This is a genomic window from Streptomyces sp. NBC_01546 (genome assembly GCF_045208355.1).
Classification (GTDB): Bacteria; Actinomycetota; Actinomycetes; order Streptomycetales; family Streptomycetaceae; genus Streptomyces.
In genome coordinates, this window is record NZ_CP109379.1 from 3,675,766 (window position 1) to 3,694,743 (window position 18,978).

The 18,978-nt window shown below is 71.1% G+C and carries 18 protein-coding genes; 12 read left to right on the top strand and 6 right to left on the bottom strand.

Going from position 1 to position 18,978, the window contains the following annotated elements:
- Positions 1 to 61: 61 nt before the first annotated feature.
- Entirely contained in the window at positions 62 to 1,738 is a 1,677-nt protein-coding gene (locus OHA89_RS16645) for a hypothetical protein (RefSeq protein ID WP_406366499.1), read from the bottom strand.
- A 232-nt stretch (positions 1,739 to 1,970) separates the two neighbouring features.
- Here OHA89_RS16645 and OHA89_RS16650 point away from each other — a divergent pair, with 232 nt between their 5' ends.
- Together OHA89_RS16650 and OHA89_RS16655 are read left to right on the top strand one after the other, a co-directional pair.
- The gene (locus OHA89_RS16650) at positions 1,971 to 2,780 is read left to right on the top strand and encodes a thioredoxin domain-containing protein (RefSeq protein WP_406366501.1); all 810 of its coding nucleotides are present in this window, start codon (positions 1,971 to 1,973) and stop codon (positions 2,778 to 2,780) included.
- Positions 2,781 to 2,875: 95 nt separating this feature from the next.
- Positions 2,876 to 4,066, top strand: coding sequence for a kelch repeat-containing protein (locus OHA89_RS16655; protein ID WP_266608336.1), 1,191 nt, complete (start codon positions 2,876 to 2,878; stop codon positions 4,064 to 4,066).
- On the opposite strand, the gene OHA89_RS16660 is transcribed toward OHA89_RS16655, so the two are convergent.
- On the bottom strand, positions 3,985 to 4,530 hold the full coding sequence (locus tag OHA89_RS16660; RefSeq protein ID WP_323185996.1) for an ATP-binding protein: 546 nt from the start codon (positions 4,528 to 4,530) through the stop codon (positions 3,985 to 3,987). The genes OHA89_RS16655 and OHA89_RS16660 overlap by 82 nt on opposite strands.
- A gap of 118 nt (positions 4,531 to 4,648) precedes the next feature.
- On the opposite strand from OHA89_RS16660, the gene OHA89_RS16665 reads away from it, so the two are divergent.
- The 4 genes from OHA89_RS16665 to OHA89_RS16680 are packed head-to-tail and all read left to right on the top strand — an operon-like array spanning position 4,649 to position 7,588.
- Positions 4,649 to 5,518, top strand: a complete 870-nt coding sequence (locus tag OHA89_RS16665; RefSeq protein WP_406366503.1) for a Scr1 family TA system antitoxin-like transcriptional regulator — start codon at positions 4,649 to 4,651, stop codon at positions 5,516 to 5,518.
- Positions 5,515 to 5,763 carry a DUF397 domain-containing protein gene (locus OHA89_RS16670; protein WP_406366504.1) on the top strand — a complete coding sequence of 83 codons (249 nt, stop codon included), beginning with the start codon at positions 5,515 to 5,517 and terminating at the stop codon, positions 5,761 to 5,763. Before OHA89_RS16665 ends, OHA89_RS16670 begins: the two co-directional genes overlap by 4 nt.
- A gap of 47 nt (positions 5,764 to 5,810) precedes the next feature.
- Positions 5,811 to 7,010 (top strand): serine hydrolase domain-containing protein, encoded by a 1,200-nt coding sequence (locus OHA89_RS16675; protein WP_406366506.1) that lies wholly within the window; start codon positions 5,811 to 5,813, stop codon positions 7,008 to 7,010.
- Positions 7,011 to 7,012: 2 nt separating this feature from the next.
- Positions 7,013 to 7,588, top strand: a complete 576-nt coding sequence (locus OHA89_RS16680) for a hypothetical protein (RefSeq protein ID WP_406366508.1) — start codon at positions 7,013 to 7,015, stop codon at positions 7,586 to 7,588.
- Between the two features lie 366 nt (positions 7,589 to 7,954).
- Here OHA89_RS16680 and OHA89_RS16685 read toward each other — a convergent pair whose 3' ends face one another.
- Positions 7,955 to 9,184, bottom strand: a complete 1,230-nt coding sequence (locus OHA89_RS16685) for an amidohydrolase family protein (protein ID WP_215143137.1) — start codon at positions 9,182 to 9,184, stop codon at positions 7,955 to 7,957.
- A gap of 175 nt (positions 9,185 to 9,359) precedes the next feature.
- Between OHA89_RS16685 and OHA89_RS16690 the strand changes: the two genes are divergently transcribed.
- The 3 genes from OHA89_RS16690 (at position 9,360) to OHA89_RS16700 (ending at position 13,709) form a co-directional block, all read left to right on the top strand.
- A complete protein-coding gene (locus OHA89_RS16690) occupies positions 9,360 to 12,344 on the top strand; it encodes a BTAD domain-containing putative transcriptional regulator (protein ID WP_266608346.1) in 2,985 nt (994 codons plus the stop codon).
- Positions 12,345 to 12,547: 203 nt separating this feature from the next.
- A complete protein-coding gene (locus tag OHA89_RS16695; protein ID WP_215143141.1) occupies positions 12,548 to 12,736 on the top strand; it encodes a hypothetical protein in 189 nt (62 codons plus the stop codon).
- 193 nt (positions 12,737 to 12,929) lie between these two features.
- On the top strand, positions 12,930 to 13,709 hold the full coding sequence (locus OHA89_RS16700; RefSeq protein WP_266608350.1) for a class I SAM-dependent methyltransferase: 780 nt from the start codon (positions 12,930 to 12,932) through the stop codon (positions 13,707 to 13,709).
- Here OHA89_RS16700 and OHA89_RS16705 read toward each other — a convergent pair.
- Entirely contained in the window at positions 13,684 to 15,330 is a 1,647-nt protein-coding gene (locus tag OHA89_RS16705) for a FadD3 family acyl-CoA ligase (RefSeq protein WP_266608352.1), read from the bottom strand. The genes OHA89_RS16700 and OHA89_RS16705 overlap by 26 nt on opposite strands.
- A 96-nt stretch (positions 15,331 to 15,426) precedes the next feature.
- Between OHA89_RS16705 and OHA89_RS16710 the strand changes: the two genes are divergently transcribed.
- From OHA89_RS16710 to OHA89_RS16720, 3 genes are read left to right on the top strand one after another with little or no spacing between them, the layout of a single operon-like run.
- The gene (locus OHA89_RS16710) at positions 15,427 to 16,578 is read left to right on the top strand and encodes a lipid-transfer protein (RefSeq protein WP_257554895.1); all 1,152 of its coding nucleotides are present in this window, start codon (positions 15,427 to 15,429) and stop codon (positions 16,576 to 16,578) included.
- 2 nt (positions 16,579 to 16,580) lie between these two features.
- On the top strand, positions 16,581 to 17,030 hold the full coding sequence (locus tag OHA89_RS16715) for a Zn-ribbon domain-containing OB-fold protein (protein WP_257554897.1): 450 nt from the start codon (positions 16,581 to 16,583) through the stop codon (positions 17,028 to 17,030).
- Positions 17,027 to 17,803, top strand: coding sequence for an enoyl-CoA hydratase/isomerase family protein (locus tag OHA89_RS16720; RefSeq protein WP_257554898.1), 777 nt, complete (start codon positions 17,027 to 17,029; stop codon positions 17,801 to 17,803). The genes OHA89_RS16715 and OHA89_RS16720 overlap by 4 nt, the downstream gene beginning before the upstream one ends.
- A gap of 15 nt (positions 17,804 to 17,818) precedes the next feature.
- Here OHA89_RS16720 and OHA89_RS16725 read toward each other — a convergent pair whose 3' ends face one another.
- Positions 17,819 to 18,301 carry a hypothetical protein gene (locus OHA89_RS16725; RefSeq protein ID WP_266608354.1) on the bottom strand — a complete coding sequence of 161 codons (483 nt, stop codon included), beginning with the start codon at positions 18,299 to 18,301 and terminating at the stop codon, positions 17,819 to 17,821.
- Positions 18,302 to 18,433: 132 nt separating this feature from the next.
- Positions 18,434 to 18,931 carry a peptidylprolyl isomerase gene (locus tag OHA89_RS16730; RefSeq protein ID WP_215143169.1) on the bottom strand — a complete coding sequence of 166 codons (498 nt, stop codon included), beginning with the start codon at positions 18,929 to 18,931 and terminating at the stop codon, positions 18,434 to 18,436.
- Positions 18,932 to 18,978: the final 47 nt, after the last annotated feature.

Here is an 18,978-nt window from a genome sequence, read left to right on the forward strand (position 1 = left end):
GTGTCTCCGGGGTGGGCGCCCCGGCACCGTTTCCACGGTGCCGGGGCCGGCCGTCTTGGCGTTACTTGGCGGGGGTGGGGGCCGGAGTGACCGGAGCCGTGATCTTGATGTCCAGGATCAGGGTCACCTTCTGCGGGGTGGTCAGGCGCAACGAGTACGTCCCCGCGGGCAGGTCCGCGTCGGTGAACAGCTCCGGCAGGACGATCTTGCCGTCGGCGCCCGACTTCAGCAGCGGGAGCCTGAAGGTCTTCTTGCCGGCCTCGTCCTTGAAGTAAGGGCTCTTCGCGGTCGCCGGGTCCACCGGGACCCACACGCCGTCCGCGCCCTTCACCACCAGCTCGGCGAAGGTCTCCGTACCCTCCACGGCCTTGCCGGCGGCCGTGGCGAGGACCGTGATGTCCTTGATGCCGGTACCGGCGACGGCCTCCAGCGGCTGAGCGCCGTCCGGGCGGGCCAGCCGGTCGGCGACCGGCTTCGGCGTCACCTTGCCCTCGAAGGACGCCGTGAGCCGGCCCGTCGTGTCGGTGGCCGAGACCCGCAGGGTGAAGGTGCCGTCCTTGGGGCCCGCCGTGAGACCGGGCGCGGACGCGATGCCCTCGGCGTCGGCCACGGCCACCAGCGAGTCGGTCGGGGCCTTCGGGAAGGCGGTGCCGCCGGTGGTGTCGCCCTCGACCGCGAAGACGACCTTCTGGCCGGCGGCGGGCTTGCCGTCGCTGAGGACCACCTTGACCCGCGGGACCTCGGCGAACGCCGCCCCCACCTCGGCCGTGAGACCGGGGCCGCCGAGCACCGACAGCCCGTTCAGGTGCGGGGCCGTCGGCTTCGGCTTCTCCGGGGTCGGAGTCGGAGTCGGCGTGGGGGTCGGGGTGGGGGTCGGGGTGGGCGTCGGCGTCGGCTTCGGCGTGTTCTTGGCCGGCGGCTGATAGCCGGGCTGGGTGCCCGGCGTCTCGGTCGGGTAGTTCCCGGCGGGCGGGTTCGGGACCTCGCCGACGCCGCCGGTCTGGTACTGCCGCATGTAGCCGAGCACGGTGTTCACGTACTCGCGGGAGTTGTTGTAGCTGAGGACCGCCGCGTCGAGCTTGGCCGCGACCGAGAGGTCCCGGTCGCCCGCGCACAGGTAGAGGCCCGCGCCCAGGGCGGCGTCGTAGATGTTGTTCGGGTCCCGCTTGGCGTCGCCGTTGCCGTCGGCGCCCCACGTGGCCCAGGTGGACGGGATGAACTGCATCGGGCCGACGGCCCGGTCGTAGACGGCGTCCGCGTCGAACTCGCCCTTGTCGGTGTCGCGGACCTCCGCGAAGCCGTTGCCGTCGAGGCGGGGGCCGCGGATCGGCTTCTCGGTGTAGCCGTCGGCCTTGAGCCCGTAGCCCGAGGCGTGCACGGACTCGACCCGGCCGATGCCGGCGAGCAGCTGCCAGGGCAGCTTGCAGCCGGGGAGCGCCGCGGCCACGGACACCTCGGCGCGGTGGTAGGCGTCGAGGGCGGTCGCGGGTATCCCGCTGGCCCCCTCCGGCGCGGCCTGCCCGGCGGGCACCTGCGGATCGGCGACCTCCCCGGGCAGGTCCAGCCGGGCGTCACCGCGGTCGGTGGCCTGCGGGCTGTCGGGAGTCGGCTCGGACTCGCCCGCGTCGGCGGTCGACGGGTTGGTCACGACCGCGGCGGTGGTCAGGCTGGCCGCGAGGGCGGCGGTGCACAGGACCTTGCGCGAGGTGTTGACGAGGTGACGGTGAAGCGGCTTCACAGTGCGGCGATCCCCCCAGGAGCCGTCAAGGTATACGACCGGTCGGGCCGTGAATATCCACTGTCTATCAGGTATTCGCAGGAGACTCGCCGTCACCCCGGGAGATGTGACGGACCATTCGTCTCGGCTTCACCGGACTCTCATGACCGAACGAACAGAGGACCTAAGTCCCTGCCCGAATAACCCCAAAGACCCCCGGTTTCACCCTAGTCCGCTGCTTACGCTGGTATTTATGGCGACCAGTACCAAGAAGGACCAGCGCCGCGAGGCCCGCGAGCGGCTCCACGCGGAACGCGAGGCCGCGGCGCGTCGTGCGAAGCTGCGCGGCCGGCTCCTCATCGGCGGCGCGGTGGCCTCCGCACTCGCCCTCGCGACCGTCGTCGGCGTCCTCGCGGCGGACTCCTCCGGCGCGGGCGACGACGAGGCGGCGGGCAAGCCGTTCGTGCGGCCCGCCCAGACCACCGGCAAGGACGGGATCGTGGTCCCGTACGGCAAGCCGGACGCCCAGCACGTCCTGACGATCTGGGTGGACCCCCGCTGCCCGTTCTGCGCGGGAGCCGAACAGGGCCTGGGCCCCACCATCAAGGAACAGGCCGACGCCGGCGCCTACCGGGTCGAGTACCGCTTCGCGACCTTCCTGGACAAGTCCCTCGGCGGCGGCAAGGGCTCCAAGCGCGCCCTCAACGCCCTGGGCGCGGCGGTCAACGAGAGCCCCGAGAAGTTCATGGAGTACGTCCACGTCATCTTCGAGAACCACCCGGAGAACGAGACGGACGACAAGTTCGCCTCCACCGCCGCCCTCCTGGAACTCGCGGACCAGGTCCCGGGCCTGCGGACGCCCGCGTTCAACCAGGCCGTCAAGGAACTCACCTACATGCCCTGGGTGGAGAAGGTCGGCCAGGCCTTCCACGACGAGAGCATCAACGGCACCCCGGCGGTGTTCATCGACGGCAAGAGGATCATCCTCAACTCGGGCAAAGGCATCGAATCCATCACCCCGGACGCCTTCAAGCAGCTGATCACGGACAGCCGGAAGCCGTAACCCGCCGGTTAGGGCATTCAGCCGTCACGAAGAGCGACATTCATCTCACCATATGTAACTTCGCAGTGCCGGAATCCCCACGAGATAGGCACGCGATGAGGCACGTACGTCACACCCGGACCAGGCGCTGGCGGCGGCTCGCCCTCCTGGCCATGGCCCCGCTACTGGCCCTGTCGGCCACCGCCGCGACCGCGCAGGGGGTGTGGGTGACGACCCCGCCCAAGCCCACCGCCGCCTCCGGCGTGGGCGGGGCTGCCGCGGACTGCCCGGACGGGCTCCGCGGCACCTGTGTGTACGCCGTCGGCGGCACCGGCGACGGCAAGCTGGAGGCGTACAGCCCGGCCAGCGGCACCTGGGCCACCCTTCCGTCGCTGAAGAGCCCCCAACGCCTCCTTCCCGCGACCACCACCGCACCGTGCCCCAGCGGGATCAAGGGCGACTGCGTGTACGCCATCGGAGGGTTCTGGACCGGTATCCCCCAGGCCCCGGCAGAGGCCTACAGCACGGAGACGAACGCCTGGCTGACCCTTCCCGCCCCGCCGACCCTCCGGGGCGGGGCAGCAGCCACGGCACCGTGCCCGGACGGGCTGGGGCTGCGCGGTACGTGCGTGTACGTCATCGGCGGCAGCGACGGCGTCAACTCCCTCGCCACGGTGGAGGCCTACAGCCCGGCGACCAACACCTGGGCCACACTGACGCCCCTGCAGACGGCGCGCAGCGGCATCGGCGCCTCGGCCGCGCCCTGCCCCGGCGCTCTGGGCCTCAAGGGCACGTGCGTGTACGCCATCGGCGGCGCGGGCGCCACCGGGAACCTCACGTCGGTGGAGGTGTACAGCCCGGTCCTCAACGCCTGGCAGTTCGTGGCCCCCCTGCCGACCGCGCGCTTCACCCTCTCCGCGGCCACAGCACCCTGCCCCGAGGGCATGAGCGACGGCTGCGTGTACGCCCTGGGCGGGAGCGACAACGGGGTCACCCTGTCGACGGCCGAGGCCTACAGCCCGGTCACCAACGCCTGGGTGACGCTGCCGTCGATTCCCACACCCCGCAGGGAGTTCGGTGCGGCGGCGGCGCCCTGCCCCAAGAACACGAAGAGCGACTGCGTGTACGCCATCGGCGGCTTCATCGACGGCGCGACGTCAACGGCGACGACGGAGGCCTTCGCCATCGAACGCGAGCCGGCGAATCCCAAGCCGAAGCCGTCCACTCAGCCCAGGCCCCCGGCCGACGACCCCTTCCCGGACGAACCGCTCGACGCTCCGAAGGCGGCCCCCAGCCCCGCCTCCTGAGGTACCCGCACCACCCCCTTCGGTCCGGCGCCGTCCTGGCGCCGGACCGAAGACGTGTCCCCGACCTGCGCCCACACCGTCTTGCCGGGACCCCGCGCCACCACCCCCCACTCCCGCGCCACGGCCGCCACCACCATCAGCCCGCGCCCGTCCTCCGCCGACCACGGATCGACGGGTGCGGGCGCGTCCGGCGGTCCCTTGTCGCTCCGGGTGTCGCTGACCATCACGCGCACGTTCCCCCCTCCGTACTCCAGCCGCAGCTCGAAGTCCCGCCCGGCCACCCGCCCGTGCAGTACGGCATTGGCCGCGAGCTCCCCGACGACGAGCCCGACGTCGTCGGAGAGCTCGCAGCCGAACGGCACCCCCCAGAAGGCCAGCTGCGCCTGCGCGAGCCGCCGGGCGAGCCGGGCCCCTCGCGGCGTGGAACTGAACCGCTGTGCCATGTCACTCTTTTCAGTCGTCACCTCACCGAGCGTGGCGACCGCGCTCTACGCTTTCCAGTAGTCGCGGCGTGACGCACATGCGCTGTAGGTACGCCGAGGTCTGCGTGTACGGCTTGTACGGACGAGGGCGGTTCAGCCGATGAACGACATGTCAGACCACGAGGAGCGGCCGGAACGCCCGGTGGAGGCGGACGGCACGGCACACCTGTTCCGCGCCCTGGGCAAACAGATCAAGGCGCTACGGGAGGCGGCCGGCCTCCACCAGAAGGAACTGGCCGCGCTGTTGCATGTGGGCGAGGACCTGATCGGCGCGATCGAGCGGGGCGTACGGACCCCGCAGCCGGACCTGCTGGAACGGGCCGACGGGATCCTCGGGGCGCGGGGCGTCCTGCTGGTGGCGATCCCGGAGGTCGAGGAGGCGCAGAAGCGGGCGCGGACGCGGCATCCGGACTGGTTCCGGAGTTACGCGGCTGCGGAGGCCGCCTCGCAGGCCATCCACGACTACAGCCACCAGGGCGTGATGGGCCTGCTCCAGACCGAGCGCCACGCGCGGGCGGTCTTCGCCAAGCGTCGCCCTCTGCTCGACGAGGAGACCATCGAGAAGCGGGTCATGGACCGCATGGCCCGCCAGCAGCTCTTCCAGCGTTGGCCCTCCCCCACGATCAGCCTCGTCCTCGACCAGAACCTGCTGGAACGCCAGGTTGGCGGGCCTGAGGTTCATCGGGAGCAACTGCAACGCTTCTTGGAGATCGGGCGCTTGCGCACAGTAGAACTCCAGGTAGTGCCGTTCAGTCGGGGTGAACAGGCAGCAATGGACGGCTCGTTCACACTCATCCATCCGAAGGGTCGCCAGCAGGTCGCCTACGCGGAGACCTATGGGCGCCCCCACCTGATCACGGACCCCGAGCAGGTACGCGTCATGGCGGAGCGCTATGGGATCATCCGGGCAGACGCGCTCACGCCCGACGAGTCCCTCGACCTGATCGAGAAGATGCTGGGAGAACGATGAACACCACCGACCTGGCCTGGTTCAAGAGCAGCTACAGCAGCGGCGAGGGCGGCCAGTGCATCGAGGTCGCCTACGCCTGGCGCAAGTCGAGCTACAGCGACGGCGAGGGCGGCAACTGCGTCGAGGTGGCCACCTGCCCCACGACCATCCACGTCCGGGACTCCAAGGTGACCGCCGGTCCCGAGCTGACGGTCGCCCCCGCGACCTGGAGCGCGTTCCTGGGCGGGATCACCGCGCACCGCTGATCCCGCCCGCCGCGCGGCGGGGCCCCGTACCTGGCCATCATGGTGGGGTGAGGCGTACGCGTACGGTGCTGCTCTGCATCGCCGGGCTGGCTGCGGCAACGCTCCCCGCAGGGGCAGCGGCCGCCGCGGCGCGGCACTGCGTCAGGACCCCGGGGCCCGTGCAGGGCCAGGCCCGGGAGATGCTCGACATCGCCGAGCGGGCCAAGCGGGAGCTCGGTCTGAACTCCGTGATCCTGCGGGTCTCCTCCGAGGGCAAGGAGCTCGTCACCGCATCGCTCGGCGAATCCGTGACGGGCGTTCCCGCCGACCCGGCGATGCACTTCCGCTCGGGGTCCGTGGGGATCGCGTACATGACCACCGTCCTGCTCCAGCTGGTCGACGAGGGCAAGGCAGGCCTCGACGACCCGATCGCGCGCTGGCTGCCGGACGCCCCGCACGCCTCGGAGATCACCCTGCGCATGCTTGGCAGTTCCACCTCGGGACTGCACGATTACGTGACGGACCCGAAGTTCCTGGCGGAGCTGGAGGCCGCACCGTTCAAGCAGTGGCCCCCGGCGGAGGTCATAGGCATCGCGGCCGCCCATCCGCTCTGGTACGAGCCGGGCACCAACTTCAGTTACTCGCACGCCAACTTCCAGCTCCTCGGCGCCGCCCTGGAGAAGATCAGCGGTATCCCCCTGGAGCGGCTGTTGAGGGAGCGCGTGATGGACCCGCTGGGGCTCAGCGATACCTCGAGCAGCACCACGCCGGAGATCCCGGTCCCCGTTCAGCACTCCTTCACTTCGGACCGCGGCATCTACGAGGAATCGAGCTACTGGAACCCGTCCTGGACCACCGCTCCGGGGGCGGTCCTCACCAGCGACATCTGTGACCTGGAGCGCTCCGGCCGTGCCATGGGCACCGGGGAGCTGCTGTCCGCGCAGGCGTTCAAGACGCAGCTCGATCCGGGCACGGTGGGCCTGGGACGCCCGACGGCCGGCTGTCCGGCCACCGTCTGCCTGAAGAACACGGCGGCCGAGCACTTCGGGCTCGGGGTCATCGTCGTCAACGGCTGGATCCTGCAGAATCCGTCGTTCTCCGGTTACGCGGCCATGCAGGCCTACCTCCCGGCGGAGCGACTGTCCATCGCGGTCAGCGTGACGAAGGGCTCGGAGACCCCCGAGGGCAACCAGGCCCAGACCGTGGCCGAGCGCATCGCCGCCGCCCTCGCCCCCGACCACTCCCTGAAGCCGGAGCACCATCCTTAGAGGTGCTCACACTGGGACCGCCATTGACCGTGTACCCCCTGCGACTCCAGCACTTCCGGTCAGCGCTGAAAGGGCCGGCATCGACCGATCCCAGCGCCCTGTTCCTTCAGGTGACTCGTTTTCAGGCAGATGGCGAGTTGCCGGGAGGGGCTACCGGAGAGAACGTGGAGAGAGGCGCGAAGCCGGCGACCACCCCGGAGAACGTGATGACGAAAATCAAATTTACGAGTGTGTTCGCCCCGATCATGGCGAGCGACAGTGATCAATTGATCATCCTTCGCGTGGACAACGAGGAGGTATTCGAGGGGTTTATTCACCAAGGAGGAAGCATTGACGTCAACGTGACGATGCCCATCACGACCTTGTTTGTCGAGTTGGGGACGAGAACCTTCGACGCCCTGGGGCATCCCGGCGAATTCCTCAACTTCATGCACCTTGCTGCACATCCACCGCCCGAAGAGGAGCCGGTCTGGAAAGTCACCGTCTTTGACGACGGGGTTTCCTCGACCACTTTCCGGAGCAGAGTCCCGGGCCACGGAGGAAAATTCGAACTCAGCTACGCCTTGCCGAGCCCGTAATTCCGACCGTTGAGGGTCGACACCTCTTGAGGTCGCGACGCCCGACTGGAGAGGGCGTGATGCCAGTGCCTGAATGGTCACGACCGGGACACTCGCTACTTCAGATGCGATTGCCCTGCCTACAAGTCTCCTAGCTCTGGGCACTCATGCTTCTGCTCTCGTGCCACCTGTCGTCATCATTTCGTATCCCACGACATTATCTAATACGCAGGGCGGTGGAACGAGCCAGTCGAAGCCGCGCAGGTCCTCGCGGATCTCCTGGGCCTCGTCCCGCCCCCGGGCGCAGTGCAGCACCTCGAGCTCGATCGCACCGCACAGGGCCAGCAGGCCCGGCAAGGTGCGGGCAGGCGGCCCCGCAGGGCCTGGCTACGACGCCCCCGGCCCCGCCCACAGGCCGTCCTCGGTCAGCCCCAGGAGATCGATCGCGTTGCCGCGCACGATGCGGTCGATCACGTCCGGCGCCAGGTGGCCCATCTGGGCCTCGCCGACCTCGCGGGACTTCGGCCAGGTCGAGTCCGAATGCGGGTAGTCCGTCTCGTAGAGGACGTTGCCGACGCCGATCGAGTCCAGGTTCTTCAGGCCGAACGCGTCGTCGAAGAAGCAGCCGAAGACGTGCCCGGCGAAGAGTTCCGACGGCGGGCGCAGCACCTTGTCCGCGACCCCGCCCCAGCCGCGGTTCTCCTCCCAGACCACGTTCGCGCGCTCCAGGATGTACGGGATCCAGCCGATCTGGCCCTCCGCGTACATGATCCTCAGGTTCGGGAAGCGCTCGAACTTGCCGCTCATCAGCCAGTCGACCATCGAGAAGCAGCAGTTGGCGAAGGTGATGGTGGAGCCGACCGCCGGCGGGGCGTCCGCCGAGGTGGACGGCATCCGGCTCGAGGAGCCGATGTGCATGGCGATGACCGTGCCGGTCTCGTCGCAGGCCTGGAGGAACGGGTCCCAGTAGTCCGTGTGGATGGACGGGAGGCCCAGGTGCGGGGGTATCTCCGAGAACGCGACCGCGCGGACCCCGCGCGCCGCGTTGCGGCGGACCTCCGCGGCCGCCAGGTGCGCGTCCCACAGCGGGATGAGGGTCAGCGGGATGAGCCGGCCACGGGCGTCCGGGCCGCACCATTCCTCCACCATCCAGTCGTTGTACGCCCGTACGCCCAGCAGCCCCAGCTCGCGGTCGGTCGCCTCCGTGAAGGTCTGGCCGCAGAAGCGGGGGAAGGTCGGGAAGCAGAGCGCCGACTGGACGTGGTTGACGTCCATGTCCGCGAGACGCTCGGGAACCGAGAAGGACCCGGGGCGCATCTGCTCGTAGGTGATGACTTCCAGTTTGATCTCGTCGCGGTCGTATCCGACAGCCGTGTCGAGTCGGGTGAGCGGCCGGTGCAGGTCCTCGTACACCCACCAGTCGCCTATCGGGCCGTCGTCGCCCTTGGCCCCCATCACGGGGGCGAACTTGCCGCCGAGGAAGGTCATTTCCTTCAAGGGGGCGCGGACGACCCGGGGACCGGTGTCCTTGTACTTGGACGGGAGCCGGTCCCGCCAGACATGGGGGGGCTCCACCGTGTGGTCGTCCACCGAGATGATCTTCGGGAAGGTCTCCATACCCGATACGGTAGCGCCGATCTGACGAACCGTCAGCTAGTTGGGCACCGATCGGGCCCGGATCAGGCCTGGATCAGGACCGGATCGGGAATGGATCAGTCCGGGACGGGCTGACGTGTACGCGCAAGACAGGGCAGACTGACCCTTACACCGACGGAAGGCAGGGGGACGACAGATGGACGGCGTACCGGCCATCCCACGCCCGCGGAACCACCCCGACGCAGCCCGGGCCACACCCGAACCCCCCACCCCCCACAACTCCCGCTTCGCCGTCCTCGGACCCATCCGCGCCTGGCGCGGCCCCGAGGCACTGCCCTCCGGCACCCCCCAGCAGCGCGCCCTGCTCGCCACGCTCCTGCTGCGCGACGGCCGTACCGCCACCGCGCCCGAGCTGATCGACGCGATCTGGGGCGAGGACCCGCCGCAGCAGGCCCTCGCCACGATCCGTACGTACGCCTCCCGCCTGCGCAAGGTCCTCGACCCCGGGCTGCTCGTCTCCGAGTCCGGCGGCTACGCGATCCGGCTGCGCTCCACCTCCACCCTCGACCTCGGCGTCGCCCGGAGCCTCGTCGCCGACGCCGAGACGGCCCGCGAAGCCGGTGACCGGGCCCTCGCCCGTACGCTGCTGGCCCGCGCCCTGGAACTGTGGGACGGCGAACCCCTCGCCGGGGTCCCCGGCCCCGCGGCCGCCACCGAGCGCACCCGGCTGGAGGAATGGCGGCTCCAGCTGCTGGAGACCCGCCTCGACCTCGACCTGGAGGTCGGCCACCACGCCGAGGCCGTCTCCGAGCTCACCGCCCTCACCGCCGCCCACCCGCTGCGCGAACGCCTGCGCGAGCTGCTCATGCTCGCCCTCTACCGCAGCGGCCGGCAGGCCGAGGCCCTCGCCGTCTACGCCGACACCCGCCGGCTCCTCGCCGGCGAACTCGGCGTCGACCCGCGCCCCGAACTCTCCGCCCTCCAGCAGCGCATCCTGAACGCCGACGCCGACCTGGCCCGCGCCGAGGACCCGGCCCCGGCGGCCGCCGCCGTCCACGTACGGCCCGCCCAGCTGCCCGCGACCGTCCCCGACTTCACCGGCCGCAGCAGCTTCGTCGGCGAACTCGGCGCGATCCTCTCCGGCGGGGCCGAGGGCCAGGTCATGGCCGTCTCCGCGCTCGCCGGGATCGGCGGCGTCGGCAAGACCACCCTCGCCGTGCACGTCGCGCACGCCGCCCGCCCGCACTTCCCGGACGGCCAGCTCTACGTCGACCTCCAGGGCACCGAGGCCCGCCCCGCCGAACCCGAGGCCGTCCTCGGCTCCTTCCTGCGCGCGCTGGGCACCCCCGACACCGCCATCCCCGACTCCCCCGCCGACCGGGCCGCCCTCTACCGCTCCACCCTCGACGGCCGCCGCGTCCTGGTCCTGCTCGACAACGCCCGCGACGCCGCCCAGGTCCGCCCGCTGCTGCCGGGCACCGCGGGCTGCGCCGCCCTGGTCACCAGCCGGGTCCGCATGGCGGGCCTCGCCGGGGCCCATCTCGTCGACCTCGACGTGATGAGCCCCGAGGAGGCCCTCCAGCTCTTCACCCGGATCGTCGGCGAGGAGCGCGTACGCTCCGAACGCCAGGCCGCCCTGAACGTCGTCGGCGCCTGCGGGTTCCTGCCGCTCGCCATCCGCATCGCCGCCTCCCGGCTCGCCGCCCGCCGTACCTGGACCGTCTCCGTCCTCGCCGCCAAGCTGGCCGACGAGCGCCGCCGCCTCGACGAGCTCCAGGCCGGCGACCTCGCCGTCAAGGCCACCTTCGAGCTGGGCTACGGCCAGCTCGAGCCCGCCCAGCAGCGCGCGTTCCGCCTCCTCGGCCTCGCCGACGGCCCCGACATCTCCCTCTCGGCGGCAGCCGCCGTACTGGACCTGCCCGAGCACGACACCGAGGACCTCCTCGAAGCCTTAGTCGACTGCTCCCTCCTCGAATCCGCCGCACCGGGCCGCTACCGCTTCCACGACCTCGTACGCCTCTACGCGCGTGCCTGCGCCGAGCGCGACGAGCAGCCGCCGAGCGGGCGCGACGCCGCCCTGGACCGGCTGCTGGACTTCTACCTGGCCACCGCCTCCGGGGTCTACGCCCTGGAGCGCCCCGGCGACCGGCTGCCCGCGCACCTGTCCGACACCCACTACCCAGGGCTGGTCTTCGGGGAGCCGCGCGCCGCCCTGGACTGGCTGTACGCCGAGGCGGACCCGCTGCTGGCGTGCGTACGGCAGGCCTCCGTACGGGGCGGCGAGACGCTCGTCCTGCGCCGGGCCGTGGACCTGCTGTGGGCGGCGAAGGACCTGGCCGAGTCCGGGGCCAACTCCAAGCAGTACGAATCGGCCGCCGTCGCGCTGCGGGACGCCGCCCAGGCCGCCAAGGATCCGTACGCCGAGGGCCGGGCCCGCACCACGCTCACCAACGTGCACCTGGTCGCGGGCCGGTTCGCCGAGGCCGACGACGAGGCCCGCCAGGCCACGGCGCTGGCCCGCGAGGCCGGCGACCCGCTGCCCAGCTGCTGGGCGCCCAACGACCGCGGGATCATCGCCCTTTACCAGGGCCGGTACGCGGACGGCGAGCGCTACCTGCGGGAGGCCATCGAAAGCTTCCGGGCCGACGCCAACAATGTGGGCGAGGCGAGCGCGCTGTGCAACCTCTCCCGCATCCACGTGGAACTGGGCCGCCTCAGCAGCGCCATAGACCTCGCCCAGCAGGGCATCGCCATCTACGACCGGATGGGTCTGACCCTGCGCCTGGCCAACGGCCGCTACGCGCTGGGCATCGCCCTCACCCAGGCGGGCCGGCTCGGCGAGGCCCTGTCGCAGCTCACCGAGGCGCTGTCGCTGTTCCACGACAACCGCCAGCCGCTGTGGGAGGGCGTGACCCACTTCCGGCTCGCCGAGGCCCATCTGGCGGCGCGCCGGCCCACGTTGGCCGCCTCGCACGCCGAGCAGGCCATCGCGCTGCGCGGGATCGGCGGCGAGTGGCGGCGGGCGACCGTGCTGACGGTGCTGGGCAAGGCGCTGCGGCGGCTGGGGCAGACGGACCGGGCGCGGGCGTGCTGGCGGGACGCGGAGGCCGTGTTCGCGCAGCTCGGTTCGCCCGAACTGGCGGAGGTCCAGGCCCTGCTGGCGTCGGAGATCGCCGCCTGAGCCGGTGGTGGCCAGTGGCGACCTTTGGTGACCTGCGGTGACGTCCGATGAACGAGGCGTTCATCGTTCGTTTATCGCCCCGCGACACTATTGGTTCATCGACCCGGTGCGTCGGGGGGCAACCGGGTCGGTTGGAGGACCACCCGTTCGGCGGTCCGCGGGGGAATCGCCGAACGGGCCCTACCCATCCATCAGGAGATTCGATGACGACGAACGAGAACATCCTGCCGAACGACGGCGACATCAAGCCGCTCGACAACCACGCCTCGGGCGTCGAGATCGAGACTCTGGACAACCACGCTTCGGGAATCGAGATCAAGCCGCTCGACAACCACGCGTCGGGCGAGGAGATCCAGACGCTGGACAACCACGCGTCAGGTCCTCGGCCGTAGGAAAACAGCAAAACGTACGGGGGAATCGTACGGGGGAGCACGGGGGAGCACGGGGGGGACGGCGGTCGCGGTGGCCCGGAGGGGGAGCCACCGCGGCCGCCGCCGCATGCCCGCGTCCGGCCGCTTTCGGCTCAGGGGGTGTCTTGTCGATCAGCCCGGCCTGATCGACAAGACACCCCCTAGGCTGGGAGACGTGTTCACCAGCCATGGGCCGAGCGTCCGGGAACTCGCCGTGCAGGCCCTCTCCTCCGTCGAGCGCGGCTACGACCTGCTCGCGCCGAAGTTCGACCACACGCCCTTCCGCACCCCGGACCGGGTGCTCGACGCCGTCGAGGAGACCCTCGCCCAGCGGGAGGGATCCTTCCGCGCCGGGCTGGACGTCTGCTGCGGCACCGGCGCCGGGATCGGCATGCTGCGCCGGCTCTGCCGGGAGCGCGTGACCGGGGTGGATCTGAGCGCGGGCATGCTGGCCGAGGCCCGGCGGGCGCATCCGGACGAGCGCGTGGACTTCGTACGGGCCGACGCGCGGGCCCTGCCGTCCGCGCTCGGGGACTCCTACGACCTGGCCGTGAGCTTCGGCGCCTTCGGCCACTTCCTCCCGGCCGAGCGGCCCGCCCTCTTCTCAGGGATCCACGCGGCGCTGCGCGAGGGCGGGGTCTTCGCCTTCCCGATCGGCGCGCCGATCCCGCCGAGCCACCCGCTGTGGTGGGCGGTGGCGGGCTTCGACGCGGCGATGCGGGTGCGCAACGCGGTGTGGCGCCCGCCCTTCGTCATGTACTACCGGACCTTCCCGCTGGGCGGGGTCCGCGCCGATCTGCGGGCGGCCGGCTTCGCGGTGGAGACCGTGCCGCTGGAGCACTTCGGGCGTCAGACGGCGTCCGGTGCTCCGCGCTGGCGGCTGGTCCTGGCCCGCAAGACCGCCGCGCCGGCCGAGCCGGCTGCACCGCTCAGCGGGCCCGCAGTTCGCGCTTGAGGACCTTGCCGCTCGCGTTGCGCGGCAGTTCGGCGACGAACTCCACCGCGCGCGGCACCTTGTAGTTGGCCATCTCCCGCCGGGACCAGGCGATCAGGTCGTCGGCGGTGAGGGTGGAGCCGGGGCGCCGGACCGCGTACGCCTTGCCGACCTCGCCGAGCCGCGGGTCCGGGATGCCGACCACCGCGACGTCGGCGACGTCCGGGTGCAGGCCGAGGAGCTGTTCTATCTCGGCGGGGTAGGCGTTGAAGCCGCCGACGATGAACATGTCCTTGATCCGGTCGGTGATGCGCAGGTTGCCGTCCTCGTCCATGAACCCCACGTCGCCGGTGAGCAGCCAGCCGTCCGGGGTGATCGTCTTCGCCGTCTCGTCGGGGTCCTCGAAGTACCCCCGCATGACGTGGTGGCCGCGGACCGCGATCTCGCCCACCCGGCCGGCGGGCTGTGCCTGCCCGTCCGCGTCCCTGATCGTCACCTCCGTGTCCGGGATGGCCCGTCCGGAGGTCTCGGCGATGATCGGCGCCGGGTCGCCGCGGCGGCACATGGTGACGATGCCGCTCGCCTCGGAGAGTCCGTACGCGGTCAGGACGGTGGCGATGCGCAGTTCGCCGCGCAGCCGCTCGACCAGCTGGAGCGGGACGACGGCCGCGCCGGTGACGACCAGCCGCAGGGCGGAGAGGTCGTGGTGGTCGCGCTGGGGGTGGTCGAGGAGGGACTGGTGGAGGGTGGGCGGCCCGGGGAGTACGGATATCCGCTCGGCGGCGATGTTGGCGAGGACGGTGTCCACGTTGAAGACGGGCTGCGGGATCATCGTGGCCCCGCGCATCAGGCAGGCGATGATCCCGGCCTTGTAGCCGAAGGTGTGGAAGAAGGGGTTCACGATCAGGTAGCGGTCGCCCTCGCGCAGTCCGGCGAGCTCGCTCCACACGTCGTAGCAGCGCAGGGACTGGGCGTGGGTGATGACGGCGCCCTTGGGGCTGCCGGTGGTGCCGGAGGTGAAGATGATGTCGGAGGGGGCGTCGGCGGGGATCGCCCCGGCGCGCTCGCGGACGGCGTCGGCCGGTACGGAGTCCCCGCCCGTCAGGAAGTCCTTCCAGGTGCGGAAGGACTCGGGGGCGTCCTCGGCGAGGACGACGACCTGCTCCAGGTGCGGCAGCCCGGGCAGCGGCCCCTCGCCGGGGCCTTCGGCCGCGGCGCGGCGCAAGGAGGCGACGTAGGAGGTCCCGAGGAAGGTGCCGGTGACGAAGAGCAGCCGGGCCCGGCTGCGCCGGAGGACGTACGCGGCTTCCGTGCCCTTGAAACGGGTGTTGAGGGGGACGAGCACCGCGCCCGCGGAGACGGCGCCGAGCGCGGAGACGATCCACTCCAGGGTGTTGGGGGCCCAGACGGCTACCCGGTCGCCCGGTTCGACCCCGGCGGCGATGCAGGCGGCCGCGGCGCGTTCGACGCGTTCGCCGAGCTGCGCGTAGTCGACGCGGACGCGGCCGTCGACGACGGCCTCGCGGTCGGCGTACCGGGCCGCCGCGTCCCTGACCAGTCCCGCGATGCTGCCCCAGCGCAGATCGCCCCGGACGTCCTCGTGCCCGTGCTCGTGCCCGTCTTCGCGCCTGTCTTCGGCCATGGCGTGTCACTCTCCCCCGAACCCAGTAGCTGACTATCCGTCAGATTAGCTGTAGCCTTCGCGGCTGTCAGTACTGGTGCACCCCCGGAGGTGGCGATGGCGGCAACGCTCAAGGACGCGACGGCGATAGTCGGCATCGGCCAGACCGCCTTTGCCAAGCAACTGCCGCAGTCCGAGAAGGAGTTGGCCTGTCGGGCCATTCTGGCAGCCCTCGCCGACGCCGGCATAGAACCTTCCGAGGTCGACGCCTTCTCCTCCTACACCATGGAGGAGACCGACGAGGTCGAGGTCGCCAAGGCCATCGGCGCCGGCGACGTCACCTTCTTCTCCAAGATCGGCTACGGCGGCGGCGGTTCCTGCGCCACCGTCGGCCACCTGGCCTCCGCCGTCGCCACCGGCCAGGCCACCGTCGGCGTCGCCTGGCGCTCGCGCAAACGCGGCTCCGGCCCCCGCCCCTGGAAGAACACCGCCGTCCAGCTGCCCACCCCCGGCCAGTGGACCCGCCCCTTCGGCCTGCTGCGCCCGGCCGACGAGATCGGCATGCTGGCCCGCCGCTACATGCACGAGTACGGCGCAACCCGCGACCACCTCTTCAACGTGGCGATGGCCTGCCGCAACCGGGCCAACGAGAACCCGGCCGCGATGATGTACGAGCGCCCGCTGACCCGCGAGATGTACATGACCTCCCGCATGATCAGCGACCCCCTCTGCCTCTTCGACAACTGCCTGGAGACGGACGGGGCGCTGGCCTGCGTGATCGTCTCCGCCGAGCGGGCCCGGGACTGCCGCCAGAAGCCCGTCTACGTGCACTCCGTCGCCCAGGGCCTGCCCGCCCAGCACCACGGCATGGTCAACTACTGGAACGACGACCCCCTGTCGGGACCGGCCTGGACGGCCGCCCGGCACCTGTGGAAGCAGGCCGACTTCGGGCCGCAGGACGTGGACGTCGCCCAGATCTACGACGCCTTCACCCCGCTGATCCCGCTCTCCCTGGAGGGCTACGGCTTCTGCGGGCGCGGCGAGGGCGCCGCCTTCACCGAGGGCGGGGCGCTGGAGATGGGCGGCCGGCTCCCGATCAACACCGGGGGCGGCGGACTCAGCGAGGCCTACGTGCACGGCTTCAACCTGATCAACGAGGGCGTCAAGCAGCTGCGCGGCATCTCCACCGCCCAGGTGCCGGACGCAGCCACCTGCCTGGTGACGGCGGGCGAGGGTGTCCCGACGTCCGCGATCCTGCTGAGGAGCTGATCATGACCGCCGCCACTGAAGAATCGCTCCTGCTCCCGGTCCCCGACGAGGACGGCGCCCCCTTCTGGGAGTACGCCGCCCGGGGCGAACTCCGCGTCCAGGCCTGCACGGCGTGCGGCAGACTCCGCTTCCCGCCGCGCCCCTGCTGCCCGCACTGCCACTCCTTCGACTCCGAGTGGCGCCTGATGAGCGGCCGCGGCCGCATCTGGTCCTACGTCCAGCCGCATCCGCCGCTGCTGCCCGCGTACGCCGCGCAGGCCCCATACAACGTGATCCTCGTGGAGCTCGCCGACGCCCCGCACATCCGGCTCGCCGGAAACCTGGTGACCTCGGCCGACGCCCCGCTGAACTCGATGGACCCGGCCCGGCTGCGCATCGGGGCGCGGGTGCAGGTGGTGTTCACCGAGACGGGCGGGGTCGCGGTGCCGCGCTGGGTACTGGAGAAGTCATGACGCTGCGGGTGGAGCGGGACAAGGCGACCGGGGTCGCGGTCGTCACCCTGGACCGGGAGCGCAGGCACAACGCCATCGACCTGGAGACGGCGGCCGAACTGGCCGCCGTGTGGCGGGACTTCCGGTTCGAGGACGAGGTGCGGGCGGTGGTGCTGACGGGCGCCGGGACGGCCGCCTTCTGCACGGGCATCGACCGGGGGGTGGAGGTGCCGCAGCCGGGCTCCCCGTACTCGGCCGACGATCCGCTGGTCTCCATCGGCCCGAAGGCGAACGACCTGTGGAAGCCGGTGATCGCCGCCGTCAACGGCATGGCGTGCGGCGGGGCCTTCTACCTGCTGGGCGAGGCCGAGTTCATCGTCTCCTCGTCGACCGCCACCTACTTCGACCCGCACACCGCCTACGGGATGGTCAGCGCCTACGAGGCCGTCTACATGGCGCAGCGGATGCCGTTCGGGGAGGCCGCCCGGATGTCGCTGATGGGCACGGCGGAACGGCTCTCCGCGCGGCGGGCGTACGAGATCGGCCTGGTGTCCGAGCTGGCCGGGCCCGGGGAGCTGCTCGAGGCGGCCCTGCGCGCGGCCGGGACCCTGGCCGGCTTCCCGACGGAGGCCGTGCAGGGCACCGTACGGGCCCTGTGGTCCGCGAAGCAGGCCGCGCTCCAGCAGGCGCTGGCCCAGGCACCGGCGCTGATCGCGCTCGGCAACCTGGCCCCGGAGCGGCAGGCGGAGCTGTTCGCCGGCCGCCGAGAGCAGCCGGAGCCCAGGATCCGCTGACGCCCGTCCCGGCTCCTAGTCGATCCGGCCGACCACGCAGTTCTGCACCTCGGCGGCCTTGTCGACCTGCACCATCGACACCGTGACGGTCCGCGTCTCCTTGCCCTTGAGGGTGATCCGGACGGAGTTGCGGTCGACGGCGCCGTTCGCACCCTGGAAGGTCAGCGGCACGTCCACGGTGCGCTCCGCCGACACGTCGGAGGTGACCTTGAGGACGGCCTCCTTCTTGCCGGGGCCCGCGCAGGTGACGACGACGGCGTGCGCGGGCGGGGAGGTCTTGCTCGGCGACGGAGTGGCGCTGCTGCCGCTGTTGCCGCTGCTGTGGCTCTTCTTCTTGTTCTTGCTCTTGGAGCTGGAGCAGCCGCCTCCGCTGCTGCTCTTGCTCTTGCTCTTTCCGCTGCTGCTCCCGCTGCTCCCGCCACTGGACGAGAACCCGGTCAGTGCGAACACCACGGTCACCAGCACCGCGGTCAATCTGATGTGACGCCCAGCCACCATGACCCGACCCCTCCCCGTTGGACAGACGGCGGGTCACGCTACCAGGCACCGGTTCGGCACAGGCCTGAAACGGCGGCGGCCCCGGCCCCCGGGAGGGGGCGGGGCCGACCGGCCGTACAGGCGGGGTGGTGATCAGGCGGCGTCGACGACGCCCGAGGCCGCGATCTCGACCTTGGCCTTGGGGGCGCCGGACTGGGAGCCCAGGCCCTCGATCTGGTCGACCAGCTCCTTGCCCTCGACGACCTCGCCGAAGACGACGTGCTTGCCGTCGAGCCAGGAGGTGACGACGGTGGTGATGAAGAACTGCGAGCCGTTGGTGTTGCGGCCGGCGTTCGCCATCGACAGCAGGTACGGGCGGTCGTGCTTCAGCTCGAAGTTCTCGTCGGCGAACTTCTCGCCGTAGATGCTCTTGCCACCGGTGCCGTTGTGGTTGGTGAAGTCACCGCCCTGCAGCATGAACTGCGGGATGATGCGGTGGAAGCCGGAGCCCGCGTAGCCGTAGCCGTTCTGGCCGGTGGCCAGCTCGCGGAAGTTCTTCGCGGTGTTCGGGACGACCTTGTCGAACAGCTCGAAGACGATGCGGCCCGCGGGCTTGTCGTTGATGTTGATGTCGAAGTAGACGTTGCTCATGGGGTCCATCCTGTCACTCCCGGTGCGTTCCGCTAGCGGGAGGGGGC